Here is a 26,674-nt window from a genome sequence, read left to right on the forward strand (position 1 = left end):
CGCTTCTTATTTCTTCATACATTTTTCGTTAGTCACACCAGAAAAGAAGTGATAGGATAGAAGTAGAAAAGGAGGGTGGAGAAATGACACACTTACATATTACATCATGGGTGCTTGCATTGATTCTGCTTGCATTGACGATGATGTTCATGAACAAAGGAAGTACAAAAGCATCAAAAATAACTCATATGATTATGCGTTTGGATTACCTGCTCATTCTTTATTCCGGTGGAGATCTGTTTGCTTCTTACACGAATTACGGTCCGGGAGTCATCATCAAACTTCTTACGGGTCTATGGGTGATCGCGGCTATGGAAATGATAGCTGTTAAGAAGAAAAAAGGGAAGGCTACCGGTATTTGGTGGGGGCAACTTGCTGTTTCTGTACTGTTAGCTATCTTTCTCGGTTTTGTCGTACTGCCGATGGGTATTTTACCGTAAAACTGAACTGACGAAAAAGGAGTGTTCCGAATCAACGGAACACTCCTTTTTCTATTGTGATAAGGGGGTCAGGCACGGGGGGGGGTGCCATTCGACTATGTTTCAGGATATGACGAGGTTTCACCCTCACTTGTAATGATAATCATTCTCAATTATAAAGTCAATGAATTTTTTGAAATACATCCGATTTGCCCTGAAAGTCGCTTGTCTTATCCCGTCTGTATAGAACCCGGTCATTTCAATTTGATCGGGGCGTGGGCGACGGCGACGGTCCGTTTGCCAATCCAGAGAATAATCGCTGTCACAATGCTCAATAGAACGACTATTGTTACGTAAGGAATCAATTCTCCGTCAGTTACATTGATAAGATCACCGAAAAGGGAGTTCTCTGCTGGCGTCCCTCCGATCGTATCGGTAACCATAGTAATCAATAGCGCGAGAAGGATGTAGGCAGCTATTCCGAATCCACCGAATCTCAGGTAGCCGGTAGTGATCATCCACCCAGCCATGTAGTAAATGAAAACATGTAGAATCATCACCAGTACGCTCGGAAGCAATCCGAAGACTGGAGACGGGGAACCGAAGATCAACATTTCTATTACTGTGAGAGAAGTGATGATTATCATGAGAAACAAAGAGAGAAGAACAGCAGCAATCATATTTCCTGTAAATGCCGATTTTCTTGTAACACCTTGTCTTACGAAGGGCGAGAAGAACATTCCTCCAGCTACAATACCGACGATCAGACTGAAAATTTTAGCCGACTGGCATAAAAAGCTGAAAAAAGTGTCATAGCCGAGTTCTATAGGTGGCAGGAACGCTTGAAATACGATATAAATCGTCAGAAGGGTGACAAGAAAATAAAAGGACCATTGAAATTGAAAACGGAAGATATCAAAAGCGACCTTTCGTTTATTCGACATGGGCGTTTTCCTCCTTTGTCATATGGATGAACAGGTCCTGCAAGGAAGCGGGTGATATGTCGAGACCTGACTGTTCAGCCTGCTTTCTTTCCTCTCGGGATGGGGCGTGAAGCAAAAGAGCAGTGAGAGTGGGACCGAAGCTTTTCTGATCCAACACTTTTTTGTCGTTGCTCCATGCGAGCACATTCTCTTTCCGTCCGTGCACAAATACCGCTTTTTCCGTGATAGACTCCATCGATTCATGAATCATTATCCTTCCTTCATGGAGAAAGATGACATCTTCGAATAGATGATCCATCTCGGAAACGAGGTGAGTGGAAAGTATGAACGTGCGCGGGTGCGTTTCGTATTCTTTGATGATTTCTTCATAAAATATTTCGCGCGCCGGGGCATCCATCCCGGAGTAGGATTCATCGAATATACTGATCGGTGCCCGGCTTGCCAGACCGATAATGACCGTGACCATAGATTGCATCCCTTTGGATAATTTCTTCATTGGCCGTTTGCGAGGGAGATTGAAGCGGTCCATCAGTTCTTCGGCATAATTGAGGTCGAAGTAAGGGCGATACTTTTCAGCAGTTTTGATAAGGCTTGTGACAGTGGCCGTCTCTTCACTATAATCTTTTTCATATGAAAAACTGACGTGTGGCATGAGCGTTTCATTTTCATAAGGGGATTCTCCACCGAGGGTTAAAGAGCCTTCGGTCGGTCGTTGAAACGAAGCGATTATGGCAAGGAGAGTGGATTTCCCAGCCCCGTTTCTTCCGATCAGACCATAAATTTTCTTCTCGGGAAGTGTAAGGGTTATATTATTGAGCGCTGTATTTTTTTGAAGCGTACGTTCAAGTTTTCCATTACTATATCAAAATTCATCATTTTTCCTCCCCTTTAGCATAGATTCCAGTTCTCCGCGAGAAATCCCGAGTTTATCCGCCTCTTCGAGCATGGGAAGAACATATTCGTCCATGAAAGTTTCTTTGCGTTCCTCGAGAAGCTTCTGTTTTGCCCCTGCAGCCACAAACATACCTACTCCTCTTTTTTTGAAAATGACCCCTTTTTCTACCAGAAGATTTATTCCTTTGGAAATGGTGAGATGGTTGATCTTATAGATTTGGACAAGCTGAGTGGTAGAGGGGATCTGTTCCTCATCTTTCAATTGATCGTTGACGATCTGATCTTCAATCCGTTCTTTCACCTGAAGAAAAATAGGCTTGTTTTCATCGAAATGTGTCAATGGTGGCTCACCATTTTCTTCACACCTTCCTCTTATATGGTTATATAGTTATATATAAGTATATATGGGTTATTCATATTGGTCAACTTTAAAGACCGGATTAAAAGGAAACTTATTGATGGGCCTGTTTTCTGAATAATGGAAGATAAGGGTTTTCCATTTCCAATCCAACATTAGTACAAATTAGTGAACCCTGAATAAATAGTTGACGGTATAGGGATGGGGAGGATAACCTTAAAGAATGAGTGAAAAATGCAGGAGGGTCGGAAGATGAAAAAGGTGCCAGGACTGTTCATCATCCTTTCGTCTCTTCTTTTTTGTATACTTCCGGGACAGGCAGTGGCAGAAGAGAAGGAGAGCTGGAAAGGCGAAAGCATTTATTATATAACGGTCGATCGTTTTATGAATGGAGATACAGCCAACGATATGAATCTTCAGACCAATGAAGGAGACGGATATCACGGTGGCGATATCCAGGGGGTCATCGAGCGGATGGATCATATCAGAGATCTAGGGTTTACGACGATCTGGCTCTCCCCATTGATGAGTTCCTCAGACTTTGAGGGTTATCAGGTGGAGGATTATCGGACTGTGGATGAACACCTTGGTACGATGGAGGATGTTCATGCGCTCGTAGAAGCGGCTCATGCGGAAGGTATAAAGGTCATCATGGATATGCCGCTGACGAGTGTCGATGAAAATCATGAATGGACAGAAGAGGGATGGACAGCTCCTCCGGAAAATGGGGAAGCTTCGGTGAATACAGAGAAAGATGAAGTGCAGGAGGAGATTATAAAGATACTTTCCTACTGGACAGAAGAAGCCGGGCTGGATGGTTTCGGCTTCCCTGAAGTGGAAAAAGCGAGTCCGGAATTTTGGAACACGGTAACAACCAGTACGGAAGATGCTGTATTTCTCGGTAAAGGAAACGATGCTTCCTATAGCGAAGCCGGATTTGATATCTGGTATGATGAATCATATCAGAAAGATATTGCGGAGGCTTTTGCGAATGCCGGTGAGATCGGGACGCTTGAGACTGGAGAAGCGGAAGTTTCTGCCAGTTCTGTGGACTTCCGCGATACGAAGCGATTTACAACAATGGCGGAAGCATCAGGATCGAATCCGATTACGAGATGGCAACTTGCCCTTAGCCAACTGTATGCGGATCAGGATGTCCCTGTAGTAATGTATGGAACTTCGATTCCCATGGGAGAAAAACCGGGAATCGGGAACCTTCCGATGATGAATTTCGGCGGTTCGGATGAAGAAATGAATCAGCGACTAGAGAAATTGAATTCGATGAGATCAGAGTTCCCTGCGCTTGTCGAAGGAGAAAAACAGCAACTCTATAAAGAAGACGGTATGGCTGTATATCAGATGCAAGGAAGCGAAACAATGCTTATGGCTGTAAACAACTCGGAAGAGACGAGAACGGCTGATGTATCGCTTCAGGACGGGAAACAGTTGCGAGGACTTATGCATGATGGTCTCCTTCGCCAATCCGATGACGGGGATTATCCGGTGGTGCTTGAGAGGGAGACCGCTGATGTATTCGTTGTGGAAGACAATGCGGGATTGAACTGGTTCTTCATTGGATTCGTCGGAGGCGTCCTTTCCTTATTCGTTATATTTGTAGCAGTAATCACGGTGAAAAACAGAAGAAGTAAAAAAAACGAACACTGATTTACAGTGTTCGTTGATTTTCATTCGATATTATATATCCATGAGGTCTGCTCTCATCTATATTCGCCATTCAGGAAAAATAGTGCAATCGTACCTGGTCCTGCATGAGCACCGACTACAGACCCCACCATGTCTACATGAATCGACTTCGGAGAGAATCTTTCTTTGATCAAAGAGGAGAGGTGTTCAGCGGTTTCGAGACTATCACCATGACTGATGGCGATACGCTGATTTTCGATATCCTTCCCCCGTTCTTCCATTAGTTCGACCATTCGCTTAAACACTTTTTTCTGCCCTCTGACCTTTTCCAGGGGAACGAGTTTGCCCTCTTCTACATGAAGAAGGGGTTTGATCTTGAGTAAGCTCCCTACAAAAGCCTGAGTTTTACTTACCCGGCCGCCACGGTGTAAATACTCGAGGTCATCGACGGTAAATAGATGTTCCATGTGGGTGGAGTGGTAGGAGGCGAGTTCCTTCAATTCCTCGAGAGTGGCTCCTTCCCGGCTTTTTTCCGCCGTTCTGAGTACAATCAGTCCATATCCGAGAGATGCTGCTTTGGTGTCGATGACATCGAACCGAGCATCGGGGTGCTCTTCTTTCAATTCCTGCTCCACGACTTTTGCAGCCTGGTATGTACCGGAGAGTTCGGAGGAGAAAGCGACATAGAGAAAAGGCTGTCCCGCTGCAATTTTTTCTTTGAAGAGATCGCGGAAAACCTGTCCTGTCACCTGAGAAGTTTTGGGTGCTTCTCCGTCACGCATGGCGTCATAGACTTCTTTCGGGGAAATATTTTTACCGTCTTCGTACTCTTTACCTTTTAAAAGTACCTTCAATGAAACGCACTCCACCCCATACTCTGTAAGTGTTGCTTCGGAGAGGTCGCTCGCTGAGTCACAAATGATTTGAACGGTCATGATTTCACCTTCATTCTATTAGTATTTGTTCTAGTTTTAAGTGTATGTCCAAGATGTTAGTTAGTCAAAGTATACCATATGGAAGTATATCCATTTCAGGAAAAAAGAATTATAATGAAAATACATAGGGGGGAACGTCATGTTTACTTTCGAAACGAAGCGGATCGTTGTTGTTATTATCGGTGCACTATTGAATGCTCTGAGTCTGAACTTGTTTCTCATCGAAGCGAACGTTTACGCCAGTGGTTTTACCGGGGTCGCTCAGCTTTTGACGAGCATCATACAGGATTTTCTTGATATTCATTTTATCACTACGGGTATTCTCCTGTTCGTGTTGAATATTCCGGTAGCTATATTGGGTTGGATTAAAGTCGGTAAGGGATTCACGATATACAGTGCTGTCTCCGTTGCTTTCATTACATTATTTCTTGAGATTATCCCACTCGTCCAATTGTCTGAGGATATCATTCTGAATGCTGTTTTTGGAGGAGTCCTGGGTGGTGTAGGTGTAGGTATAACTCTTAAATGGGGGGCCTCTACGGGTGGGCTTGATATCATAGCCATGATATTGTCCCGTATGAGGGACCGTCCGATTGGTACCTATTTCCTTATAATAAACAGTGCTATCATAGCGGTAGCCGGTCTTATTTATGCACCGGAGAACGCATTGTACACACTTTTGACCCTATATGTTACGACTCGTGTGATTGATGCGATCCATACACGTCATGAGAAATTGACGGCAATGATCATCACCTCGAAAGCCAAAGAAATGGAGGAAGCGATCCATTCTCAGGTGGTCCGGGGAATCACGACATTACCGGCGCGCGGAGCCTTCACAGGGGAAGATAAAAATATGCTGGTGATGGTCATTTCCCGGTATGAACTTTACGATCTGCAACACATCATCCATGACGTGGATGAACGTGCATTTACCAATATTGTCCAGACAACTGGTGTATTTGGCTTCTTCCGTAAAGAATGAATTTGTTGTACGCTAAAAGTGTATACTAATCCTAAAGGGGGATATTTATATGAGAAAATGGTTGAGTTTGATTTTAATGGTCGGCCTGGTTGTACTGACAGCCTGTGGAACAGATGAAGAGACAGAGACTCAGGCGAATGACAGTGAGCAGGAACAAACGACAGATGTTGCAAGTCTGGCTGATAATTTGACCGCTGAAAGTGAAGTGGAAACAGAGAACAAAAAAGCGAATATCAGTTTTTCCCTCACGAATGAAGGGGAGGAAGCAGTAGAGCTCGGCTTTGCTTCCGGACAGCAATTTGATATTCACATAACTGATGAAAACGGGGAGAATGTCTATACGTATTCGGCAGATCGTTCTTTTACCCAAGAGCAGACGACAAAGGAACTCGAAGCCGGAGGGATGATGGAAAATGCTGCTATGTGGGAAGAGAACGTAGAGCCTGGGGAATATGAAGCGATAGTTTCTTTTCCTGTAGACACCATCAATGGCGAAGATGTTAGTGATCGTGACTTCGAATCTACTACAAGTTTTACAATAGAAGCTTCAAAAGAGTCCGGAAATGAAACAAATGGGGAGAGCGACTCCGGGGAAGAGACCAATAACAACACAGAGAATGAGGACACCACTGGTAAAGAATCTTCAGATCAATCTGAGGAAACGACTTCGATCGAAGGAAATGACGCTTTCCGTAACCTTGAACTTTCCGGTGAAAACGGGGAATATACTGTTTCCGGAGAGGCGCGGGTATTTGAAGGGACATTCCTTTATCGTGTAGAAGATGGGCATAATGAACTGGTTCCGGAAACACCTGTTCAGGTGGACTCCGGTGCTCCGAGCTGGTCTTCATTTGAACTGGATATTTCAATTCCTGAATCTGACCTTCCTGACTTTGGAACATTGACCCTTATGCTGTATGAGAACAGTGCAAAAGACGGGGAACCGACAAATATCAATTATGTACCTCTCGAACAATTCGGAGGGGAATAAGAAAAGTTGCAATTGGATCAATATAAACGGAATCATCCATGCGGTGGAAGAACGAAAAAACCTTGAAGCAGTTAAACTGCCTCAAGGTTTTTTTAGTACCCGGCTTCTGAAATAGCAGCTTCCACTTTCGGTGTGAGCTGATCCCAGTCTGCTTCCGGTTTTTTATTGATAGTGATGAAATTCTGAAAACCGAATACGTTATCGACTCCTTCAAGTTCCATCAGTTCGTTCATGATCGGATATTCGCTTGTCTGTCCCGGCATGACAGATACGCTGCCATCCCCGGGGAAAATACGGGAATCCGTCGTGAATTTTCTTGCGTTCGGATTTGGTGTTTCTTCTACAACTATACCCATTTCAAAAACCTCCTCTTACCTTTCTACTCATTCATTTTAGCAGAAAATAAGCGGGAGAAAAACGAAAGAAACAAAACATTCTTTTCATAACAGAAGCTTATGGTACAATGAAACCACTTTTTGAGTGACAAGGGGGAAGAAGAATGCAGACACGTCTGAAAGAATCACTCGAAGATATCAAAGAAAATGATTATGAACTCCCTGAGCGAATAAATCAACAGGAGATCACTACGGTGATGCTTCAAAATATAGGAGCCATCGACCCATATCTGCGTGTCGATCTTATTCATGATATTTTATCGACGTTTATAAACCAAGGTAAATATTCAGAGCAGCAGCTAAGAAATATGCTTACATCATTGATGAACAAAAACTATCTTTTCTATAGAATAAATACATCGAAACAGGAAGAGGATGCTGTATTTCGACGCAGTTATTCTGTTTTACTGATGTCACCGATTCTGGCTAAACATTCACAATCTTCCTTTCTATCTGAAGAAAATATACACAGAGTCTGGGATAATTTGAAGAAATACATGAAACAGGAACAGGACCACAGAGGCCATGTCAAAGGGAAAGGCTGGGTCCATACGATGGCTCATGCGGGAGACGCGTTGAACAGCATTTCTTCATGTACCTGCATTACGGCTGAAGAAGTGAAAGGGATGCTGCCGATCATCCGGGAGCAGTTCCTCATAGACCGTCCTTACTTATTTGATGAAGAAGAACGCATGGTGACGGCTATCATGTCCATGTTCGATAAAATTGAAAAAGAAGAGAAAGTGGAATGGTTGTGGACTTTCCTTTATAAACGGAGAGGATGGAAAGACCCTGCCGAGGATTTGATCATTAATAACAGTAAACATTTACTCAGGGCTTTGTACTTCCGGATGCTCGAGAATGATGAAGGTGATATGTGTGAGGTTTTACTTCAAATATTAAGGGAACTTAGAAAACAGGAACTTTACTGAAAGAAGGGAGAGAAATGATGAAAAAGATCGGAATGTGGATCGGAACCATCGCAGGAGCGGCTCTTGGTGCATTTCTCTATGGAATCGAAAAGCTCACCGGTCTCTCTGTATACACCCTCCTTATAAACGTGGATTTCATTCCCGTAGTCCGTCATGCTATGGGGAACCCGTTCCTCGAATTGTTGTTACACTTTGTGGTGTCCTGGACAATCGGAGTTGTTTTTGTCTACCTTCTCGATAGATGGAACAAGCAAAAGTCGCCGTTCAGGTTCGCGCTGTCCGCTTTCCTTTCACTTGTGGCAGCCGCTACGTACGTACCCCTGACAATATTGGCTGTGCAGCCGACACCTGCTGTTACGGATATTCAAGCTGTATCCTACTGGCTGGCAGGTCATGCTATATATGGCCTTTTTCTGGTAGGAAGTTACGATTTTCTGAAAGGAACCGCATGGAGGAAAAGGGTAGAAGGGAAGAAAATGGCTTTGTCTTAATGGTAAGGCTCTGTTAAAGCCTGTTGTTGATTTTCGAACGAAGGGTGGAGACGCCCGCGAATGATAACAGAGCCAATAATAAAAAACCTGGTCGGCATAGCCGATCAGGTTCCGTGGTGATATTACTCCGGAACAAACTGAAAATCACCGGAGCGAAGGTTTGATGCGGAAGTATTCGTTCAAAAAGTCAGCGATTCCGTCTTCTTCGTTGGTGCCGGTCACTTCATTTGCGATAGACTGGATGCCGTTGATAGCATTTCCCATAGCGACACCTGTGCCGGCATAGTCTATCATCTCAAAATCATTGTCTTCATCTCCGAATGCAATGATTCTTTCGCGAGGTATATGATAGTAGTGGGCGATTTTGTGTACTCCTACTGCTTTGTTCAGACCGGACCTCACAATCTCAATGACATGCCACGGAGCTCCCCAACGACGATGATCGATTGCTTCGGCGTGCTTGTCGAGTTCGTAACGTATCTGTTTCACTTTCTCCATATCCCCTTCTTTCGGTTGAATGAGGAGGGAGGTAGGGTCTGTTTTCAAGTGGCTTGATAGCGGACCGATCGTGATAGGGTGTTCGTTCGTGTCGAATATCTTCATCATCTCTTCATCATGGTAATGGAGATGAACGTGGTCTTTCACTTCAGCCAATATATTTTTTACACCCATCTCTTTGGCCATATGGACAATTTCTTTCGCTTTTCTCAAAGGGAGAGGGGAGTGGATGGCATCCCATTTGTGGTTCAGCGGGTGATGGATGAGAGCACCGTTGAAATTCACCATAGGGGTGTTTAAACCCAGTTCGTGATAATAATTGATGCTTGCCCGGTGCGGACGACCGGTGGAAATGATTACAATATGCCCGTCCTGTATCGCTTGCTGAACAGCGGCTTTCGTTTTTGGACTGATCACTTTTTCATCCGTCAGAAGTGTTCCATCCAAATCCAGTGCTATTAAATGTTGTTCCATAGTGTCACCTCGACTGCTGGAAATATGAAAAACTTTCCAATGATTTTTTTGAGTGTTATCATTATATGAGAATATTCGTATTTTAACAGAATAAATTGAGGAAAGAAAGGATATCACTGATGATTACAGTACAGCGTGAATCGTGGAGAGGAATTCCGTTGCTGCATATTGTAGAAGCAGCAAACCAGGAAAAGCCTTTACCGGTATTTACATATTACCACGGCTTCACATCGGCCAAAGAGCATAATTTACCTCAAGCATATCTTCTTGCTGAAAAAGGGTACAGGGTTCTGCTTCCGGATAGTCTTTATCACGGAGAAAGGGAAGAAGATCTGCCTCACCAGCAGCTTAATCTGAAGTTTTGGGACATTGTTTACCAGAACCTGAAAGAACTGCAGGTGTTGTATGACGAATTGGAGATGCGAGATCTGATGAAAGATGGACGCTTCGGAATTGGAGGAACTTCCATGGGAGGGATTACCACTGCAGCAGCTTTGACGATGTATCCATGGATCAAAGTATCATGTGTTATGATGGGCTCTCCGAAACCGGTGGCATTCTCCAAGAAGCTGATCGAAGATGTGCGGGCGAGCGGTGCTGAGCTTCCTGTCAGTGACGAAGAGCTGGAAAGCCTCTATCATGCACTTTCGACTATCGATCTATCCCTGCACCCGGAAAAGCTGAAAGAAAGACCGTTGTTTTTCTGGCACGGAGATGCAGACCCGGTCGTTCCATTTACACACAGCTATGATTTTTATCATGACGTAGAAGGCCATTATAAAAATAAGCAGGCTATCCGTCATATAAAGGAACCTGGTCGCGATCATAAGGTGAGCCGGTATGCGATTCTTGAAATGACGAAATGGCTTGAAAAAATGCTGTAGCGAAAAATTTAACGTTTGATGTTTTTTTCGTTATAATACTTGTAAGAGGAAAAGAAGGAGGTTGAAGTATGACTACTGCAATTGAAGAAAATGCGATGGGTGCACTTGAAAATGTTATTGACCCGGAACTCGGTATTGATATCGTGAACCTTGGTCTCGTCTACGGGGTAGATGTAGATGAGGAAGGCAAAGCGGTTGTGACTATGACGCTTACAGCTATGGGCTGTCCCCTGGCAGGTCATATTGAGCAGGATGTAAAACGCGCAGTATCCGATCTTCCTGAAATTGAGGAAATTCAGGTGAATATCGTTTGGAACCCGCCGTGGAGTAAAGATCGTATGAGTCGTTACGCGAAAATCGCTCTGGGTATCCCGGATTGATTTTTCAATAAATGAGTAGATAGTAAAAGGCTTCCCCGTCGAGGGAAGCCTTTTTACTTGGAAAAGTTTTTTACCTAGGAAAGGAAGAGAAGGACGAGAATCCCTACAGTGAAGCAGTAATAAGCGAAATACTTCAGGTTCCCATTAGCCATGACGTTCATAAACCAGCGAAGAGAGTAGTAAGAAGCGAATATGGATCCTGCGAAAGCCAGGAAATAAGCCATCCACATTTGTCCGCTTTTGGCTCCGAGAATGTCCTCGAGTGATAAGAGCATAGAGCCGAGACTTACAGGAATGTAAAGAAGGAAAGAAAACCGAAGAGCGGTTTCCTGTTTCATTCCAAGCAACATAGCGGCTACAATCGTTGCTCCGGAACGACTGATTCCGGGAATCAGAGCTACACCCTGGGCTAGTCCGACTATAATCGCATCTTTCATAGAAAGGTTTCCATCGTTTTTTTCTCCGCGTATATTTCTTATGACCCATAAGGCGAAACCTGTGATGAGCAGCGTGCCACCGACAATCCATAGAGCATCCAGGTTATTGTCGATATAATCACCTAGAAGTACGCCGAGCACCCCTGCTGGTAACGTGGCGACGATCAGATAAATGATGAAATCGAAATCATTTTTATAAGTTGGTTCTTTTTTTGTTATATATCCGATTCCGTGTTGAATCAGGCGCAGGATATCTTCCCGGTAGATCATCAATACGGCGATAAGAGAACCGAAATTGACGAGAACAAGGAAATCGAGTCCTTCCTCTGTGAGGGATCCAAGTTCCTGAAGAATAACCAGGTGACCGCTTGATGATATCGGTATCGGTTCTGTGAACCCCTGGAATATACCGAGTATTAAATATTTAATCCATAACCATATCGCTTCCAATTCAAAGAAGCCTCCTTCGTATAAAAAACTCCTGCTTTATTATAGGTGTTTTATTTCTCTTTTACCATTAAAAAAAGAAGCGCGCTCTGCGCTCCTTAAGCTTCTTCCTCTTTAAGTCCTACATCCCCGAGAAGAACGACGAAGATAGTGAACACTGCAGTCATCAGGATAACCTGCAGAAAAGAGAAGTCGGCCTGATTCATATTACTTACAACATAGGCGGTCATGAAACTGAATACGAAGGACCATAGAATCGTGTAAAGAAAACGCATTATTACTCACCTCATTTATGTACATTCTTACTATCTATATTACCAAAAGCGGAAGAAGAAATAAATGAAAAAACAAACTTTGCACTTATTCGCGGGTATGTGTAAAATATAGATGATACGATACCGTGTATAGGAGTGTTCATGTGAGTAGAGCGTTGGCATTGATACTCGTTATTATAGTGATTAGTGGGTGCAGTTATAATGTTAGTGGGAACAAGACGGATAGAGTCGGGATGCTCGTGGAGACCTCTGTGGAGGATAATTCATGGGGACAGAAAGGTTACGAGGGCCTGAAGTCCATTGAACAGAAATATGATGTGGATATATATCACAAAGAGGGGATCGACACTTATCAGAAAACTTCCCTTGCTGTGCAGGAACTTGTGGAAAATGGAACGAAGGTCATTTTCGGTCATAGTAGTACGTATGGCGAATATTTCAAGGAACTTCACGACGATTATCCGGATGTGAATTTCATTTATTTCAATGGAGATTATGTAGCTGAAAATCTGACAAGCATCAATTTCGAATCTACAGCTATGGGTTTTTTCGGAGGAATGGTAGCCGCTGAAATGACGGAGACAGACCGGGTAGGTATGATTGCTTCCTTTAGCTGGCAACCGGAAGTAGAGGGTTTTTATGAAGGTGTGAAGCATGTAAAACCAGAAGCGAGTGTTCATGTGAATTTTACAAACAGCTGGGATAATACGAAACGTGCCTATGAAATTTACAGGGAAATGGAGTCGTTAAAGGTAGATGTTTTCTATCCGGCAGGAGATCAGTTCTCTGCGCAAATCATTCAACAGGCAGAAAAGGACGGCCACTATTCCATTGGATATGTGATGGACCAGTCAGAACTGGCTCCACGCTCGGTACTTACGAGTACTGTACAACATGTCGATCAGCTTTATGTTTCTACGATGGATCTCATCATGAAAGGGAAGCTGGAAGGGGAGAAGTATATGTATGATTTCGAGGATGGAGCTATTTCTCTCGGAGAATTCAGCTCGGATGTCCCCCCTTCCGTCCAAGAAAAGATTAAGAAAGAGATTTCCGAATATAAAGAAAGCGGAAAACTGCCGAACCGTCCCTGACCGATTTGGCAGTTTTTTTCTTGTGATTTATATAATAATTTCTAAAAGAGAAAGAAAAAAGCATCTTCCATCTGACCAGTCTGTGTGTGTCAGTATTTCTAAGCGGGGGCTTCCGCTTTTCATTGGTCCAGCTCCACCATTCAAAAGCCCATAATATAAATGGCCACTCCTGTTTCGGGAAAGTTCGCCCGAAGCCAGGCTTGTCCACTTATGTTAGAGCTTCTGAACGAATGGTTCCGCTTTTCATTCAAAGTGCTTGCAGATGGGTTGTTTTTACATTAGAATTAGCACCAAGTCATAAGATTAGATTAAACCTTAAGGGGATGAAAATATGAACGCTGGATTTCTAGGCATCGGTCACTATTCACCGGAAAAAGTGCTGACGAATAAGGACATGGAACAAATAGTGGACACGAATGATGAGTGGATTCGTACTCGGACAGGGATTGAAGAGCGAAGAATTGCTGCAGAGGGGGAAGATACTTCTCACCTGGCTTATAATGCAGCCGTATCCGCTCTGGATGATGCAGAGATGAAAGCTGAAGACCTGGATATGATTATTGTCGCAACTGTGACTCCTGATCAGCCATTTCCTTCTGTCGCAGCGATGCTTCAACATCAACTCGGAGCTGAAAATGTAGCTGCTATGGATGTAGGTGCAGCTTGTGCCGGTTTCATGTATGGGGTGATTACAGCTAAACAGTTCATCGATACCGGAGCTTATGAAAATATTCTCGTCGTCGGAGTGGAGAAACTCTCCAAGATTACCGATTGGGAAGACAGAAATACGTGTGTTCTATTCGGAGACGCAGCCGGAGCGGCTGTAATCGGTCCTGTTAATGAAGAGAGAGGGATTCTTTCCTTTGAACTCGGCTCAGATGGTTCCGGAGGTTCGCATTTGTATCAGGACCAGAAGGGTGCTCTTCAAATGAACGGCCGGGAAGTTTTCAAGTTTGCTGTACGTCAGATGCCTGAATCTTCCGTGAATGTAGTGAAGAAAATCGGTCTGAAAGAAGAAGACGTCGATTTTCTGGTTCCTCACCAGGCGAACATCAGAATTATGGAAGCTGCCCGGGAAAGGCTCGGAATACCTCCCGAGAAAATGGCGACTTCAATCAAACGGTACGGGAATACATCTTCCGCTTCGATTCCTGTCGCTTTGTCAGAAGAAGTGAAAGCAGGTAAAATCAAAGAAGGAGATCTGGTGGTTCTCGTCGGATTCGGTGGAGGATTGACGTGGGGAGCTGTAGCACTTCGTTGGGGTAAATAAAGTGAATTTCCCTGTTAACTAACGAATTTCAAGGAGGAAAAGAGGATGGATAATCAACGAGTCGTTATTACCGGGCTTGGAGCAGTGACTCCGCTTGGTAATAATGCAGAAGATACGTGGAACAATATTAAAAACGGTCAGTCCGGAGTCGGGCCAATGACAAAAATGGATCCGGAGCAGTACCCGGTCTCCGTAGCAGCTGAACTGAAAGATTTTGACCCTTCTCTATATGTAGACAGAAAAGAGGCGCGCCGTATGGATCCTTTCGTCCAATATGCGGTGGCAGCTTCTCATATGGCTGTTGAGGATGCCAATCTGGAAATAACGGAAGAAATCGCCCCCCGTACTGGAGTATGGATTGGTTCGGGTATCGGTGGAATGGGTACGTATGAATCTGAATTCGAAAAATTCCAGAAAAAAGGATATCGAAAAGTGAGTCCGTTTTTCATCCCTATGATGATTCCGGATATGGCGGCCGGTCAAGTGTCTATATCACTCGGAGCGAAAGGGATCAACTCCTGTACAGTGACTGCCTGTGCGTCAGGTGCTAATTCGATCGGCGATGCATTTAAAGTCATCCAACGCGGAGACGCTGACATCATGATTGCAGGTGGAACGGAAGCTCCGATGATTCAAATGGCGTTTGCAGGTTTCTCTTCAGCGAGAGCATTATCCTTGAATGAAGACCCTCAAAAAGCCAGTCGTCCGTTTGATAAAAACCGTGACGGATTCGTAATGGGAGAAGGGGCAGGCGTTCTGGTCCTTGAAACGCTCGAATCCGCTGAAAAACGGGACGCTAAAATTTACGGAGAGATAACCGGCTATGGTTCTACCGGAGATGCTCATCATGTCACTGCGCCAGCCCCGGAAGGTGAAGGCGCCGCTCGAGCCATGACTCAAGCGCTTGAAGACGCATCAATCGGTAAGGAAAAGGTCGATTACATCAATGCTCATGGGACGTCCACAGAGTTGAATGACAAATACGAAACGATAGCGACGAAAACGGTTTTCGGAGATCATGCATATAATTTGGCGATGTCTTCAACGAAATCGATGACCGGCCATCTATTAGGTGCAGCAGGAGCTATAGAGGCTATTATTTCGCTAAAAGCGATTAATGAAAGCATTCTTCCTCCTACCATCAATTATGAAGAAGCGGATCCGGAATGCGATCTGGATTATGTGCCGAATGAAGCCAGACAACAGGAAATAAATACTGTCATGAGTAATTCTTTAGGATTCGGCGGCCACAACGTAGCGCTGGTTTTCAAAAAGTTCGAAAAGTAATCATTCAGTAGATACTAAAAAACCTTTCCCTCAAAATCAGGGAAAGGTTTTTTTATAAATTATTATAGGGAGCTTACTTCAAAAACTCCTGAATGGTTTCCTTCGTTTTTTCTCCGTCATGGTTTAAAACGAGCCCGATCGGGTATTCTTTTCGCTCATTCCATACGTTTTCATCCGTCGGAATTCTTAATTTCTCGATGTTTTCTGGAGAATTAAGAAGAAAGTCTTTTGCGAGAGACAAGTTTTTGCCTGCGCCTATATTCGTGTCGATATATGGCTGAATAGTTCCGATCAGCCGTGGTGTCTTCAAGACGCCGTTCAGCGATATGAGTTCTTCTTTCAGCCTAGTGATCACCTGTTGTTGGCGGCGAACCCGACCATAGTCACCTTCTGAGTCTTTACGGAATCTCGCATAGCCGAGAACATCTTTTCCGGAGAGTTTCTGTTCCCCTTTCTCCAAATCGATGGTGCCTGTGTTGTCTTCGTAATACATATCCTTTTCTACATCGATCTTAAGCCCATTCGGTGCAATTGCGTCGACGATTTGAGTGAAACCGTCAAAATCCACCACAGCATAGTACTCTGTTTCGATACCGAAATTTTCCTTGATCGTCTTTCTCATAAGTTCCGGACCGCCAAGAGCAAACGCTGCATTGATCTTATTATAACCATGCCCCGGTATTTCCACATAAGTGTCTCTCATAAGCGACACGAGTTTCGCTGATTGTTTTCCTGGCTCATACTGAGCTATCATGATTGTATCTGTTCGAGCTTCTTCAGAGCCGCGTTGGTCGCTCCCTAAAAGAAGGACATTGGTTTTTCCGTCGCTTTTGTCCTTACCATCCCATTCTTTCGCATACTCGCTTCTATCTTCTTCAAGGGAAGAATTGGAGTCGGCAGAAGCTTTTCCTTCAGCATTTTGTTTTCCACTTAAATATTCAACTGATGAATACCCGACTACTGTCAGTGCAAACACCATAATAAGCGCGACGAGTAACTTCCGCTTGCGCTTCTGTTTTTTTCGCCTGCGCATCGCGCGACTTGGAGCCATAGTGATTCCCCTTTCTCATAACTCTCCATTTCAAATGTACCGTTAATTGATCGATAAGTAAAGTACAAGTTCGGCAGAAAATCATCAATACTATATAATACGTGGGACCGAGAGAAAAACTGTATGGTTTACTATAATTTTATCGTCTGATTTTTTTCAAATAAACAAGCCGGGGCGATATTGCACTCCCGGCTTGTCTTTTGGTGATGAATTATCTATTCCTATGGACACGACCAAGACCCATAGCTTTTTTTGCTTTCCTGAGTGTTTTTTGTGCAGAAAGGTTTGCCTTCTCAGCACCGTCATCAAGGATGTCATCCAGCTCATCGGATTCGAGAAGAGCGTAATATCTTTCCTGAATCGGCTCAAGAACCTGGACGACAGCTTCCCCTGCGTCCGTTTTGAAGTCACCATATCCTTTATTGTTATAAGCTTCGACTAACTGTTCCACAGAGCGACCGGAACAGACAGAATAAATGGTTAACAGGTTGGAAATACCCGGTTTGTTTTCAGGGTCGTACTCAACGATTCCTTCAGAGTCGGTAACAGCGCTTTTTATCTTTTTTCGTATCGTTTTCGGCTCGTCGAGCATCGAGATGAACGCTTTCTGATTGTCATCGGATTTACTCATTTTTTTCGTTGGCTGTTGCAATGACATGATACGTGATCCGGAAGTCGGTATGCTGACTTCTGGAACTGTAAAGATATCGTTGTACTTGTTGTTGAATCGTTCAGCCAGGTTTCGTGTAAGCTCCAGGTGCTGCTTTTGATCTTCACCTACCGGAACGATGTCCGTCTGGTATAAAAGGATATCCGAAGCCATGAGAGGGGGGTAAGTGAGAAGGCCGGACGATACTCCTTCTTTTCCCCCAAGAGACTTATCTTTGAACTGTGTCATACGCTCAAGCTCTCCGATGTAGCTGACGCACTGAAGCATCCATCCGAGCTGTGTATGTGCGGGGACTTCCGATTGGATGAAAAGAGTCGATTTTTTCGGATCGATCCCTACAGCCAAATATAAAGCGGCCAGGGACCGGATATTGTCCCTCAGTTTCAGCCTGTCCTGGGGCATCGTAATAGCATGTTCATCCACGATGCAAAAATAACAGTGGTTCTCCTCCTGTAAGTCTACAAAATGCTTGAGTGCTCCGAGGTAATTACCGAGAGTGAGTGTACCACTCGGTTGGATTCCGGAAAATATAACTGCCATGAATATCTCTCCCATTCTCTGAATAAATATCTGGAAACATAAAAAAACATCCATCTCTGCCAATGCAGGGACGAATGCTCGCGGTGCCACCCTAATTGCCGCACAAGTGCGTACGGCCTACTCGAAATCGTTAACGCCGATCTGCGAAAAAACTCCGAAAGCCCAGGTTCTGTGTAACGTCTCCGCTGTTCACACCGGCCACAGCGTCTCTGTTGTTTGAGAACGTTACGCATACTTAACTTTCTTCTTCGTTTTTTATGCTATATTTCGTAGTAAAAGTATAAGGAACTGGACTTCAATTTGCAACCGGGGAATAATAAATGACCAATAGGAGCAGCATGGCAAGAAGCATGATCACACCATGGAAGAAAAACATTCGAAGCCAAGTGTGGTTGACGATTTCCGAGGGAAGAGGTTTATTCTCCCATTCATCCAGATAATCGCGCTGTTTAGACATCTTATTATAAAATCTGCGGAAACTGTACGTGACTCCGTCGAAAAATCTGCCGCGGATCACCCACATGAGTAAAGCGATGAACAGATAGAAGAATACGATATAGAAAACAGCATTGATATAGTAAAATAGCGTATAGTCGGGGGCGTTTATGAGAAAAAGAAGACTTGCAAGCAAAAAGTTGAACAGGACTACAACCGATGGTTTCTTGATAGTATCCATGCCAAATAACACCTCTCAATAGTAAATCGCTATCATTATAGCATTGAATTGTTTCTGTTCATAGAAAATTCACTCCGTATATTCTGTAATCGTATTGTAATTTATAGTAGTACTTTAGACTTAAATGGAAAAGTGTATTCGCTTTCATGAAGGCATTTCTTTAAAAAAAGTTTAAAAAATTAATGCAAAATTTTAAGAAAACTTGTATAATTCATGTTGCGGGTTGTTCGAACCGCTGAATTTTCAGAATACATTTATTTTAAGGGGAGGTCTTTTCCACATGAAGAAGTCAAATTGGCTATTGCTAGTGCTTGCACTAGTACTAAGCATGTTCCTTGCTGCCTGTTCCGGCGGAGGCGACGAAGAAGGCGCTGACGAAGGTAGTGGCAACGAAGGATCAGAATCAGAACAGCAAGAAGGGGAACAAGGGGCAAGCGGTGAGCAGGTATTGAACCTTGCGGAATCTGCAGAAATCCCGACAATGGATTCATCCATGGCTACAGACACAATTGCATTCCAGTGGCTTGGATCTACAAAAGACGGGTTGTATCGTCTTGATGAAGAAGCTCAGGCCGAGCCTGGTATAGCAAAAGATCACGAAGTAAGTGAAGATGGTACGACATACACATTCAACCTTCGTGAAGACGCAACTTGGTCCAATGGTGACCCCGTAACAGCAAATGATTTCGTTTATGCATGGCAACGTGCTGTAGATCCTGACCAAGGTTCTGAGTACGGTCCTTATATGATGAGCGGTGTCATCCAGAACGCAGAAGCGATCGCTGCCGGTGAAATGGACGTCAGTGAACTGGGCGTCACTGCAGTAGATGACTACACGCTTGAAGTACAGCTTGAACAGGCTACTCCATATTTCGAATCTCTGACTGCCTTCGGGACTTTCCTTCCGTTGAACCAGGAATTCGTTGAAGAACAGGGAGATAGCTACGCTCAGGAAGCGGACACTCTTCTTTCCAACGGTCCATTCAAATTCGAATCTTGGGACCACGGTGAAGGCTGGACAGTAGTTAAGAACGAAGACTACTGGGATGCTGAAAACGTACAGCTTGAACAAATCAATGTTAACGTAGTAAAAGATATAGCAACAGGAGTTAACCTTTACAACTCCGGAGAAATCGATCGTACTGCTCTTTCTTCTGAATTCGTAGACGAGTATCGTTCTTCTGAGGAATTCCAGATCAAAGATGAGCCTACACTTTTCTATATCAAGATGAACCAGGAAGACGAAGTTCTATCTAACGTGAATGCACGTAAAGCGATTCAGCACGCAATTGATAAGCAGAGCATGACGGATGTAATCCTGAACAATGGTTCCAAACCATCTACTGGGCATATGCCAGAAGGTTTCGTAACGCATCCTGAAACAGGGGAAGGATTCCGTGAAATGAACGGAGACCTTATCACTTCTGACCTTGAAAAAGCAAAAGAACATTGGTCTACAGCTAAGGAAGAGCTCGGCATGGAAGAAGTGGAGCTTGAGTACCTTGGTGGAGACACAGAAACTGCTCAGAAAATTGACGCTTATATCAAGGACCAGCTCGAGCAGCTTGAAGGCCTGACAGTCAACGTGACATCTGTTCCTTTCGAAGTACGTCTGGAGCGAGACACGAACATGAACTATCAACTTCAGAACTCCGGTTGGGGACCTGACTATATCGACCCGAACACATTCTTGAACATGTGGCTTACTGACGGCGGGAACAACCATACCGGTTATTCCAGTGAAGAGTATGACAGCCTGATCAATGAAGCGAATACGGATCTTGCACAAGAGCCGGAAGCTCGTTGGGAAAACTTCCTCGAAGCAGAGAAGCTCCTAATGGACGACGCTGTTCTTGCACCACTCTACCAGCGTAGTGTAGCTCAGCTTCAGAAGCCTTATGTGAACGGTGTATACGTCAACCCTATGGGTGCAGACTACACGTACAAGTATGCTTATATTGAAAAAGAATAAGAAGGACATTCTTAACTTTATATAGGCTGTAATGAAGGAGAGAGTATATGTCGCAGGACGTATGCTCTCTTTTTCCCTGTGAGGGAATTTTTCCGATAATACGGAACATTCAGTCAATTACCGACAAGAGAAGATCTAACAACCAGGAGGTGTCGGCATATGGTGCGTTACATTTCAGAACGTCTCGTCTATATGTTAATAACGTTGCTTTTGATTGCTACTATGACCTTCTTCCTTATGAAGCTTCTTCCAGGTACGCCTTTGAGTGCCGCGGACAAGCTATCGGAAGAGCAACAGGCAATCGTTTTGGAAAAATACGGACTAAATGATCCGCTCCCGGTTCAGTATTTCAATTATATAGCTGGACTCTTTCAGGGAGATCTCGGTTTGTCTTTCCAGTTTGACAACCGTGAAGTAACAACGATTTTGCTCGAGAGAATGGGGCCATCCATGACACTTGGTGCTCAATCGCTTATTCTGGGAACGATTATCGGCATGCTGCTTGGCTTGATAGCGGCAATTTACCATAATGGAGTTGTAGACTATGGTTCGACATTGATCGCCGTAATAGGTAAGTCGATTCCATCATTCGTATTCGCCGGTATTCTTCAGTTCTATTTAGGGGTTCAATGGGGACTTTTTCCAGTTGCTCTTTGGGAAGGCTGGGAATACACCGTTTTACCAACCATTGCGTTGGCCATCTTCCCAATTGCAATTGCTGCGCGTTACATGCGTACAGAAATGCTTGAAGTCCTTGGATCGGACTTTATCACAACGGCGAGAGCAAAAGGTGTCAACCGTTTCGGAGTTGTGTTCAAACACGGACTTCGTAACGCTATGATCCCTCTTGTCACTATTATTGGTCCACTAGCAGTGAGTCTTATGACAGGTACGCTCGTAATCGAAAACATTTTCTCGGTGCCGGGAATCGGAGAGCAGTTCGTCAAGTCCATCAACACTAACGACTACCCGATTATTATGGGGACGACACTATTCTTCTCATTCCTGTTCATCCTTATCATCCTGATCATTGACCTCTTATATGGGCTCATTGATCCGAGAATCAGACTGACAGAAGGAGATTAATTGAGTATGGAAAATCACAAACCTTCAAAAGATCTATTTGTACCTGTCGATCGTGAAGCAGAAGAACAGCATGAGATAGGCAGACCGAGTCTTTCTTTCTGGAAAGATTCGATGCTACGTCTGCGTAAGAATAAAGCAGCCATGATCGGGCTTGTTCTATTGATCATCATTGCTTTTATGGCGATTTTCGGTCCGTACATGAACGAATATACGGCAAACGAACAGGACCTGTCCCAGGCGAAGGTTCCTGCGAAAGTGGAAGGGCTTGGCTGGTTAGGTCTTGACGGAACACTTTCCCAGATAGAAGAAGGGGAAACAGTGGAAGCCGCTCGAGAGGATGCTCTTGCCCGCTTCAGTAATGATGAAGAGAATACGGAAATAAACGTACTGAACGATGGTTCTGATGGATCTCAAGCCCGTGTAGAAGCTATCCATGACCCTTATGCCGCCAAAGACATTAATAACAACTTCTGGTTCGGAACGGACGGCCTTGGTCGTGATCAGTGGACAAGAGTGTGGGAAGGGACAAGAATCTCCCTCTACATCGCACTCCTGGCAGCAGCTATTGATATGGTTATAGGTGTAGCTTATGGCGGTATTTCCGCTTATTACGGCGGACGTGTCGACAACTATATGCAACGTTTTATCGAAATCATCACTGGTATTCCGAACCTGGTGGTCGTCGTACTGATGATTCTGATAATGGATCCGGGGATATTGTCGATAACCATTGCACTCGTCATAACCGGTTGGATACCGATGGCTCGTATTGTCCGGGGACAGGTATTGAAACTGAAAAACCAGGAATTCGTACTTGCTTCACAGACACTGGGTTCTTCGGATGGAAGAGTCATCCGTAAACACCTCGTACCGAACGTGACGGGTCTGATCATCATCAATACGATGTTCACGATTCCATCAGCGATTTTCTTTGAAGCTTTTCTTAGCTTTATCGGTCTCGGTCTGCCGACACCGACAGCGTCCCTCGGTACACTTATAGATGAAGGGTTCAAATCACTCCAGATTTATCCGTTCATTCTGTTCTGGCCGGCGCTTGTCCTGTCTGCATTGATGATTGCATTTAACGTATTAGCTGACGGTCTTCGCGATGCATTCGATCCGAAGATGCGCGAATAGGAGGTAGGTGTACAACAATGGAAAACTTACTCGAAGTCAATAACCTGCACGTATCCTTCGACACCTACGGAGGGGAAGTCAAAGCAGTTCGTGGTGTGGATTTCAGTGTTAAAAAAGGAGAAACTTTGGCGATTGTCGGGGAATCCGGATCCGGGAAATCGGTAACGACGAAGGCGCTCATGGGTTTGATTCCTCAGCCGCCCGGACGCATCAAAGAAGGTGAAATCCTTTTTGAAGGAAAAGATTTAGCAAAAATGAAAGATAAAGAATTGGCGAATATCCGCGGGAAAGATATTGCGATGATTTTCCAGGATCCTATGACTTCTCTGAACCCGACGATGAAAGTCGGGAATCAGATTATGGAAGGGCTCATCAAACACCAGAAAAAAAGCAAATCGGAAGCCAAAGAACGAGCGTTGGAACTACTGAAACTTGTCGGTATTCCGAATCCGGAGGAGCGGATCAAACAGTACCCGCACCAGTTTTCCGGTGGTATGAGACAACGTGTCGTTATCGCAATTGCTCTTGCATGTAACCCGAAGCTGCTTCTCGCAGATGAACCGACCACCGCTCTTGACGTTACTATCCAGGCACAGATTCTTGAAGTGATGAAGGATATCCAGAAGGAAATGGATTCCGGTATCGTCTTTATCACGCATGACCTAGGTGTGGTAGCTAACGTGGCAGATAGAGTTGCAGTCATGTACGCAGGTAAGATTGTAGAGATCGGGAAAGTCGACGATATTTTCTATAATCCTAAGCATCCTTATACGTGGGGACTGCTCGGTTCCATGCCTTCCCTTGAAAGCACGGAGGATGAGTTGTATGCAATACCCGGGTCTCCGCCCGATTTGTTGAACCCTCCGAAAGGGGACGCCTTTGCACCACGCAGTGATCACGCGATGAAGATTGATTTTGAACAGGAACCACCGATGTTCAAGGTGACGGAAGACCACTACGCAGCGACCTGGTTGCTTCATGAGCACGCACCCCATACGGAACCGCCGAAAAGTGTTCAGGCACGTATGAAAGGGATGGCCAGTGGTAGTTCGGAAGGAGATAGGAAATGAGTACTGAAAAACTGCTGGAGATAAAAAACTTGAAACAGCACTTCAAATCCGGAAGGAAAGGCGTCATCAAAGCGGTAGATGGCCTGAACTTCGATATTTATAAAGGTGAAACGTTCGGTCTTGTCGGTGAATCAGGGTGTGGGAAATCAACGACCGGCCGAACTATCATCAGACTGTATGACGCTACAGAAGGCGAAGTTCATTTCAATGGTGAAGATGTGCACAATGTGAAAAATAAAGAAGAATTGAAAAGGTTCAACCGGGAGATGCAGATGATTTTCCAGGACCCTTATGCCTCCTTGAATCCCCGTATGAAAGTCGAAGATATCATCGCGGAAGGTATAGATGTCCATGGACTTGCTTCGAATGATCAGGAGCGTAAAGAAATCGTCGTCAATCTTCTTGAAACGGTAGGATTGAATGAAGATCACGCCAATCGGTACCCTCACGAATTCAGTGGAGGGCAGCGTCAACGGCTGGGTATTGCCCGTGCTTTAGCTGTAGACCCGAGTTTCATTATTGCAGACGAACCGATTTCAGCTCTCGATGTATCGATTCAGGCGCAGGTCGTGAACCTGCTGAAAAAATTGCAGGATGAAAAGGGGCTTACTTACCTGTTCATCGCTCACGATTTATCAATGGTCAAATACATCAGTGATCGAATCGGTGTAATGTATTTCGGTAAAATGGTCGAACTGACCGATGCGGATGAATTGTACAAAAACCCGATTCACCCGTACACGAAATCATTGTTATCCGCAATACCTCTGCCTGATCCGAATTATGAACGTACCCGTAGACGTTTCAATTATGATCCGGCAGACCATGACCAGAGTGAAGAACCGGAATTCCGGGAAGTTCGCCCGGGCCACTGGGTGCTTTGCACAACGAAAGAAATGGAACAGTATCAAAAAGATTATCCGGTAACTTAAATAAAGGGACCGCTCTCTGGCACGGGAGTGGTCTTTTACATAATTGATGTATCGTAGTTCACTATAATATTCTTTTTTTGAAATTTTTTCTGAAATTGTTGAAAATACCTGTTCACATGTCATGTAAATCTTATATAATAAAGTGAGCAAAAAAAGTAGGGGACGGTTATAGATGAAATATTTCCATTTGAAGTTGTTACTGGCGTTGATTATAGTAATAAGTTTTGGCACGGTTGTACATGCAGATGAAGGAGAAACACTACCTGGAAAAGAAATATCCGGTAAGCAATTGGGGTTGGAGAAATTACCACTACCTGATAAAATCCAGCGTTTTCTTTATGATTCCGGCTTAGATTTTACATACCCTGATGCAGTAAGAGGTATTTACGTGACGGCAAACTCTGCTGCAGGGGATAGAATGTCTGAATTGAAAGAGCTGGTTGGCTCTACCGATTTGAATGCGATGGTCATCGATGTGAAGGAAGATCACGGAAATATTATGCTTGAGCCTCACAATGACAAGTATAAAGAAATGTTTGAAGGACGCTACAAGAGCGTGATGGATGATCCTCGCGCCATTCTGGAGGACCTCGAAGAGAGAGGGATTTATCCGATTGCCCGCGTAGTCGTCTTCAAAGATAACGTTTTGGCGGAAGAAAGGCCTGATTTATCATTCAAACGTAATGGAGAAGTATGGACGAATGGAAAAGGTGAAGCGTTCGTGAACCCTTTTGAAAAAGAAGTGTGGGAATATAATGCAGAAGTAGGGAAGATGGCTGCAGAATTAGGGTTCAAAGAAATTCAGTTCGACTATGTACGTTTTCCGGAAGGTTTCGCCTCACGTGACGATACCCTTGATTACGGGAAAGGGGAATACGATGTTGAAGGCGTCAATGATGTACAGGAAAGAGTCAATGCTGTAACCGACTTCGTCGAATATGCTCGTAAATCACTGCGTAATTACGACGTGGAAGTTTCCGTGGATATATTCGGGTACTCCGCGCTCGTTCCCGAGGAGCCGAATATCGGTCAGAACTTCTCGAAAATTTCATCGAATGTCGATGTCATTTCATCTATGATTTACCCGAGTCATTGGGGACCTTCCTTCGGTCTCAGTAAGCCTGATACACAACCTTACAAGCTTATAGATGAATATGCACAGGTTGAAAACGAACGACTTCAAACCTTGGAGGATCCTCCTACCTCTCGTCCATGGATTCAGGATTTTGAAGCTCCGTGGCTTTATTCCGGTGCTACAAAACAATACGGGAAACAGGAAGTGGAAGCGCAAATTCGTGCTTTGAATGAAAACGGTATTGAAGAGTTCCTTCTATGGAATGCTGGAAATAGCTATACGAAAGGCGTGGATTACACGCCATAAGCCAAAACCACCGGATAAGCCGGTGGTTTTTATTTAGAGTGACGAGAGATGATTTTTCAGGAATATGCTGATATCTGCGCCATTTAACAAAAGTGAGAATTTCCGTTATAATTGAAGAGACTACG

General features: G+C 44.3%; 28 protein-coding genes and 1 other annotated feature. Of the genes, 17 read left to right on the forward strand and 11 right to left on the reverse strand.

The window, feature by feature from the left end; all coding sequences use genetic code 11:
• Positions 1–83 precede the first annotated feature (83 nt).
• Complete coding sequence (locus BW944_RS08700) at positions 84–440, forward strand: YisL family protein (protein WP_076558776.1); 357 nt, start codon at positions 84–86, stop codon at positions 438–440.
• A gap of 233 nt (positions 441–673) precedes the next feature.
• On the opposite strand, the gene BW944_RS08705 is transcribed toward BW944_RS08700, so the two are convergent.
• Genes BW944_RS08705 through BW944_RS08715 form a run of 3 tightly spaced genes read right to left on the reverse strand, consistent with a single transcriptional unit; the run spans position 674 to position 2,597 of the window.
• Positions 674–1,363 carry a hypothetical protein gene (locus tag BW944_RS08705; RefSeq protein ID WP_076558778.1) on the reverse strand — a complete coding sequence of 230 codons (690 nt, stop codon included), beginning with the start codon at positions 1,361–1,363 and terminating at the stop codon, positions 674–676.
• Complete coding sequence (locus BW944_RS08710) at positions 1,353–2,171, reverse strand: ATP-binding cassette domain-containing protein (protein WP_143525696.1); 819 nt, start codon at positions 2,169–2,171, stop codon at positions 1,353–1,355. The genes BW944_RS08705 and BW944_RS08710 overlap by 11 nt, the downstream gene beginning before the upstream one ends.
• A gap of 54 nt (positions 2,172–2,225) precedes the next feature.
• Entirely contained in the window at positions 2,226–2,597 is a 372-nt protein-coding gene (locus tag BW944_RS08715) for a GntR family transcriptional regulator (RefSeq protein WP_076558780.1), read from the reverse strand.
• A 270-nt stretch (positions 2,598–2,867) separates the two neighbouring features.
• Between BW944_RS08715 and BW944_RS08720 the strand changes: the two genes are divergently transcribed.
• Positions 2,868–4,280 carry an alpha-amylase family glycosyl hydrolase gene (locus BW944_RS08720; RefSeq protein ID WP_076558782.1) on the forward strand — a complete coding sequence of 471 codons (1,413 nt, stop codon included), beginning with the start codon at positions 2,868–2,870 and terminating at the stop codon, positions 4,278–4,280.
• Between the two features lie 53 nt (positions 4,281–4,333).
• On the opposite strand, the gene BW944_RS08725 is transcribed toward BW944_RS08720, so the two are convergent.
• Positions 4,334–5,194, reverse strand: a complete 861-nt coding sequence (locus BW944_RS08725; protein WP_076558784.1) for a DegV family protein — start codon at positions 5,192–5,194, stop codon at positions 4,334–4,336.
• Between the two features lie 139 nt (positions 5,195–5,333).
• On the opposite strand from BW944_RS08725, the gene BW944_RS08730 reads away from it, so the two are divergent.
• Positions 5,334–6,179, forward strand: coding sequence for a YitT family protein (locus BW944_RS08730; RefSeq protein WP_076558786.1), 846 nt, complete (start codon positions 5,334–5,336; stop codon positions 6,177–6,179).
• 49 nt (positions 6,180–6,228) lie between these two features.
• Positions 6,229–7,170 carry a BsuPI-related putative proteinase inhibitor gene (locus tag BW944_RS08735; protein ID WP_076558788.1) on the forward strand — a complete coding sequence of 314 codons (942 nt, stop codon included), beginning with the start codon at positions 6,229–6,231 and terminating at the stop codon, positions 7,168–7,170.
• Positions 7,171–7,262: 92 nt separating this feature from the next.
• On the opposite strand, the gene BW944_RS08740 is transcribed toward BW944_RS08735, so the two are convergent.
• Positions 7,263–7,526 carry a NifU N-terminal domain-containing protein gene (locus BW944_RS08740; protein ID WP_076558790.1) on the reverse strand — a complete coding sequence of 88 codons (264 nt, stop codon included), beginning with the start codon at positions 7,524–7,526 and terminating at the stop codon, positions 7,263–7,265.
• A gap of 143 nt (positions 7,527–7,669) precedes the next feature.
• On the opposite strand from BW944_RS08740, the gene BW944_RS08745 reads away from it, so the two are divergent.
• On the forward strand, positions 7,670–8,497 hold the full coding sequence (locus BW944_RS08745; RefSeq protein WP_076558792.1) for a DUF2785 domain-containing protein: 828 nt from the start codon (positions 7,670–7,672) through the stop codon (positions 8,495–8,497).
• A 14-nt stretch (positions 8,498–8,511) separates the two neighbouring features.
• Positions 8,512–8,988, forward strand: coding sequence for a hypothetical protein (locus BW944_RS08750; protein ID WP_084193684.1), 477 nt, complete (start codon positions 8,512–8,514; stop codon positions 8,986–8,988).
• 144 nt (positions 8,989–9,132) lie between these two features.
• Here BW944_RS08750 and BW944_RS08755 read toward each other — a convergent pair whose 3' ends face one another.
• The gene (locus BW944_RS08755; protein ID WP_076558794.1) at positions 9,133–9,960 is read right to left on the reverse strand and encodes a Cof-type HAD-IIB family hydrolase; all 828 of its coding nucleotides are present in this window, start codon (positions 9,958–9,960) and stop codon (positions 9,133–9,135) included.
• Positions 9,961–10,079: 119 nt separating this feature from the next.
• Here BW944_RS08755 and BW944_RS08760 point away from each other — a divergent pair, with 119 nt between their 5' ends.
• Together BW944_RS08760 and BW944_RS08765 are read left to right on the forward strand one after the other, a co-directional pair.
• Entirely contained in the window at positions 10,080–10,844 is a 765-nt protein-coding gene (locus BW944_RS08760; protein WP_076558796.1) for an alpha/beta fold hydrolase, read from the forward strand.
• Positions 10,845–10,912: 68 nt separating this feature from the next.
• On the forward strand, positions 10,913–11,224 hold the full coding sequence (locus tag BW944_RS08765; protein WP_076558798.1) for a metal-sulfur cluster assembly factor: 312 nt from the start codon (positions 10,913–10,915) through the stop codon (positions 11,222–11,224).
• A 74-nt stretch (positions 11,225–11,298) separates the two neighbouring features.
• Here the strand turns inward: BW944_RS08765 and BW944_RS08770 are convergent, their stop codons facing one another.
• Entirely contained in the window at positions 11,299–12,111 is an 813-nt protein-coding gene (locus BW944_RS08770) for an undecaprenyl-diphosphate phosphatase (RefSeq protein ID WP_076558800.1), read from the reverse strand.
• A gap of 95 nt (positions 12,112–12,206) precedes the next feature.
• The gene (locus tag BW944_RS08775) at positions 12,207–12,383 is read right to left on the reverse strand and encodes a YjzD family protein (protein WP_076558802.1); all 177 of its coding nucleotides are present in this window, start codon (positions 12,381–12,383) and stop codon (positions 12,207–12,209) included.
• A gap of 143 nt (positions 12,384–12,526) precedes the next feature.
• Here BW944_RS08775 and BW944_RS08780 point away from each other — a divergent pair, with 143 nt between their 5' ends.
• The 3 genes from BW944_RS08780 (at position 12,527) to fabF (ending at position 16,034) form a co-directional block, all read left to right on the forward strand.
• A complete protein-coding gene (locus BW944_RS08780; RefSeq protein ID WP_076558804.1) occupies positions 12,527–13,477 on the forward strand; it encodes a BMP family ABC transporter substrate-binding protein in 951 nt (316 codons plus the stop codon).
• Between the two features lie 331 nt (positions 13,478–13,808).
• The gene (locus tag BW944_RS08785) at positions 13,809–14,747 is read left to right on the forward strand and encodes a beta-ketoacyl-ACP synthase III (RefSeq protein WP_076558805.1); all 939 of its coding nucleotides are present in this window, start codon (positions 13,809–13,811) and stop codon (positions 14,745–14,747) included.
• A gap of 45 nt (positions 14,748–14,792) precedes the next feature.
• Entirely contained in the window at positions 14,793–16,034 is a 1,242-nt protein-coding gene (gene fabF / locus BW944_RS08790) for a beta-ketoacyl-ACP synthase II (protein ID WP_076558807.1), read from the forward strand.
• 73 nt (positions 16,035–16,107) lie between these two features.
• Here fabF and BW944_RS08795 read toward each other — a convergent pair whose 3' ends face one another.
• The 3 genes from BW944_RS08795 to BW944_RS08805 all read right to left on the reverse strand — a co-directional run bounded on the left by BW944_RS08795 (position 16,108) and on the right by BW944_RS08805 (position 18,971).
• Positions 16,108–17,085 (reverse strand): LCP family protein, encoded by a 978-nt coding sequence (locus tag BW944_RS08795; RefSeq protein ID WP_076558809.1) that lies wholly within the window; start codon positions 17,083–17,085, stop codon positions 16,108–16,110.
• A gap of 211 nt (positions 17,086–17,296) precedes the next feature.
• Positions 17,297–18,295 carry a tryptophan--tRNA ligase gene (trpS, locus tag BW944_RS08800; protein ID WP_076558811.1) on the reverse strand — a complete coding sequence of 333 codons (999 nt, stop codon included), beginning with the start codon at positions 18,293–18,295 and terminating at the stop codon, positions 17,297–17,299.
• A gap of 63 nt (positions 18,296–18,358) precedes the next feature.
• Positions 18,359–18,553 (reverse strand) — a binding site (T-box leader).
• Between the two features lie 37 nt (positions 18,554–18,590).
• On the reverse strand, positions 18,591–18,971 hold the full coding sequence (locus tag BW944_RS08805; RefSeq protein WP_076558813.1) for a DUF3899 domain-containing protein: 381 nt from the start codon (positions 18,969–18,971) through the stop codon (positions 18,591–18,593).
• Positions 18,972–19,251: 280 nt separating this feature from the next.
• On the opposite strand from BW944_RS08805, the gene BW944_RS08810 reads away from it, so the two are divergent.
• From BW944_RS08810 to BW944_RS08835, 6 genes are all read left to right on the forward strand, one after another.
• A complete protein-coding gene (locus BW944_RS08810) occupies positions 19,252–20,943 on the forward strand; it encodes a peptide ABC transporter substrate-binding protein (RefSeq protein ID WP_076558815.1) in 1,692 nt (563 codons plus the stop codon).
• Between the two features lie 159 nt (positions 20,944–21,102).
• Positions 21,103–22,029: an oligopeptide ABC transporter permease gene (gene opp3b / locus BW944_RS08815; RefSeq protein WP_076558817.1), complete on the forward strand. Its 927-nt coding sequence runs from the start codon at positions 21,103–21,105 to the stop codon at positions 22,027–22,029.
• Positions 22,030–23,166: an oligopeptide ABC transporter permease gene (gene opp3C / locus BW944_RS08820; RefSeq protein ID WP_407690083.1), complete on the forward strand. Its 1,137-nt coding sequence runs from the start codon at positions 22,030–22,032 to the stop codon at positions 23,164–23,166.
• 17 nt (positions 23,167–23,183) lie between these two features.
• Positions 23,184–24,236 carry an ABC transporter ATP-binding protein gene (locus BW944_RS08825; protein ID WP_076558821.1) on the forward strand — a complete coding sequence of 351 codons (1,053 nt, stop codon included), beginning with the start codon at positions 23,184–23,186 and terminating at the stop codon, positions 24,234–24,236.
• Positions 24,233–25,168 (forward strand): ABC transporter ATP-binding protein, encoded by a 936-nt coding sequence (locus BW944_RS08830; RefSeq protein WP_076558823.1) that lies wholly within the window; start codon positions 24,233–24,235, stop codon positions 25,166–25,168. Before BW944_RS08825 ends, BW944_RS08830 begins: the two co-directional genes overlap by 4 nt.
• Before the next feature lie 172 nt (positions 25,169–25,340).
• Positions 25,341–26,549, forward strand: a complete 1,209-nt coding sequence (locus BW944_RS08835) for a putative glycoside hydrolase (RefSeq protein ID WP_076558824.1) — start codon at positions 25,341–25,343, stop codon at positions 26,547–26,549.
• The last annotated feature ends 125 nt before the right edge of the window (positions 26,550–26,674 follow it).

Origin of the sequence: Salimicrobium flavidum (assembly GCF_900156645.1) — a bacterium.
Classification (GTDB): Bacteria; Bacillota; Bacilli; order Bacillales; family Halobacillaceae; genus Salimicrobium; species Salimicrobium flavidum.

Bases quoted from the DNA above. Each gene is read 5' to 3' on its own strand.
- BW944_RS08700 (WP_076558776.1), top strand. From the start codon at position 84: ATGACACACTTACATATTACATCATGGGTGCTTGCATTGATTCTGCTT.
- BW944_RS08705 (WP_076558778.1), bottom strand. From the start codon at position 1,363: ATGTCGAATAAACGAAAGGTCGCTTTTGATATCTTCCGTTTTCAATTT.
- BW944_RS08720 (WP_076558782.1), top strand. From the start codon at position 2,868: ATGAAAAAGGTGCCAGGACTGTTCATCATCCTTTCGTCTCTTCTTTTT.
- BW944_RS08725 (WP_076558784.1), bottom strand. From the start codon at position 5,194: ATGACCGTTCAAATCATTTGTGACTCAGCGAGCGACCTCTCCGAAGCA.
- BW944_RS08730 (WP_076558786.1), top strand. From the start codon at position 5,334: ATGTTTACTTTCGAAACGAAGCGGATCGTTGTTGTTATTATCGGTGCA.
- BW944_RS08735 (WP_076558788.1), top strand. From the start codon at position 6,229: ATGAGAAAATGGTTGAGTTTGATTTTAATGGTCGGCCTGGTTGTACTG.
- BW944_RS08740 (WP_076558790.1), bottom strand. From the start codon at position 7,526: ATGGGTATAGTTGTAGAAGAAACACCAAATCCGAACGCAAGAAAATTC.
- BW944_RS08745 (WP_076558792.1), top strand. From the start codon at position 7,670: ATGCAGACACGTCTGAAAGAATCACTCGAAGATATCAAAGAAAATGAT.
- BW944_RS08750 (WP_084193684.1), top strand. From the start codon at position 8,512: ATGATGAAAAAGATCGGAATGTGGATCGGAACCATCGCAGGAGCGGCT.
- BW944_RS08755 (WP_076558794.1), bottom strand. From the start codon at position 9,960: ATGGAACAACATTTAATAGCACTGGATTTGGATGGAACACTTCTGACG.
- BW944_RS08760 (WP_076558796.1), top strand. From the start codon at position 10,080: ATGATTACAGTACAGCGTGAATCGTGGAGAGGAATTCCGTTGCTGCAT.
- BW944_RS08765 (WP_076558798.1), top strand. From the start codon at position 10,913: ATGACTACTGCAATTGAAGAAAATGCGATGGGTGCACTTGAAAATGTT.
- BW944_RS08775 (WP_076558802.1), bottom strand. From the start codon at position 12,383: ATGCGTTTTCTTTACACGATTCTATGGTCCTTCGTATTCAGTTTCATG.
- BW944_RS08785 (WP_076558805.1), top strand. From the start codon at position 13,809: ATGAACGCTGGATTTCTAGGCATCGGTCACTATTCACCGGAAAAAGTG.
- fabF (WP_076558807.1), top strand. From the start codon at position 14,793: ATGGATAATCAACGAGTCGTTATTACCGGGCTTGGAGCAGTGACTCCG.
- BW944_RS08795 (WP_076558809.1), bottom strand. From the start codon at position 17,085: ATGGCTCCAAGTCGCGCGATGCGCAGGCGAAAAAAACAGAAGCGCAAG.
- trpS (WP_076558811.1), bottom strand. From the start codon at position 18,295: ATGGCAGTTATATTTTCCGGAATCCAACCGAGTGGTACACTCACTCTC.
- BW944_RS08805 (WP_076558813.1), bottom strand. From the start codon at position 18,971: ATGGATACTATCAAGAAACCATCGGTTGTAGTCCTGTTCAACTTTTTG.
- BW944_RS08810 (WP_076558815.1), top strand. From the start codon at position 19,252: ATGAAGAAGTCAAATTGGCTATTGCTAGTGCTTGCACTAGTACTAAGC.
- opp3b (WP_076558817.1), top strand. From the start codon at position 21,103: ATGGTGCGTTACATTTCAGAACGTCTCGTCTATATGTTAATAACGTTG.
- BW944_RS08825 (WP_076558821.1), top strand. From the start codon at position 23,184: ATGGAAAACTTACTCGAAGTCAATAACCTGCACGTATCCTTCGACACC.
- BW944_RS08830 (WP_076558823.1), top strand. From the start codon at position 24,233: ATGAGTACTGAAAAACTGCTGGAGATAAAAAACTTGAAACAGCACTTC.
- BW944_RS08835 (WP_076558824.1), top strand. From the start codon at position 25,341: ATGAAATATTTCCATTTGAAGTTGTTACTGGCGTTGATTATAGTAATA.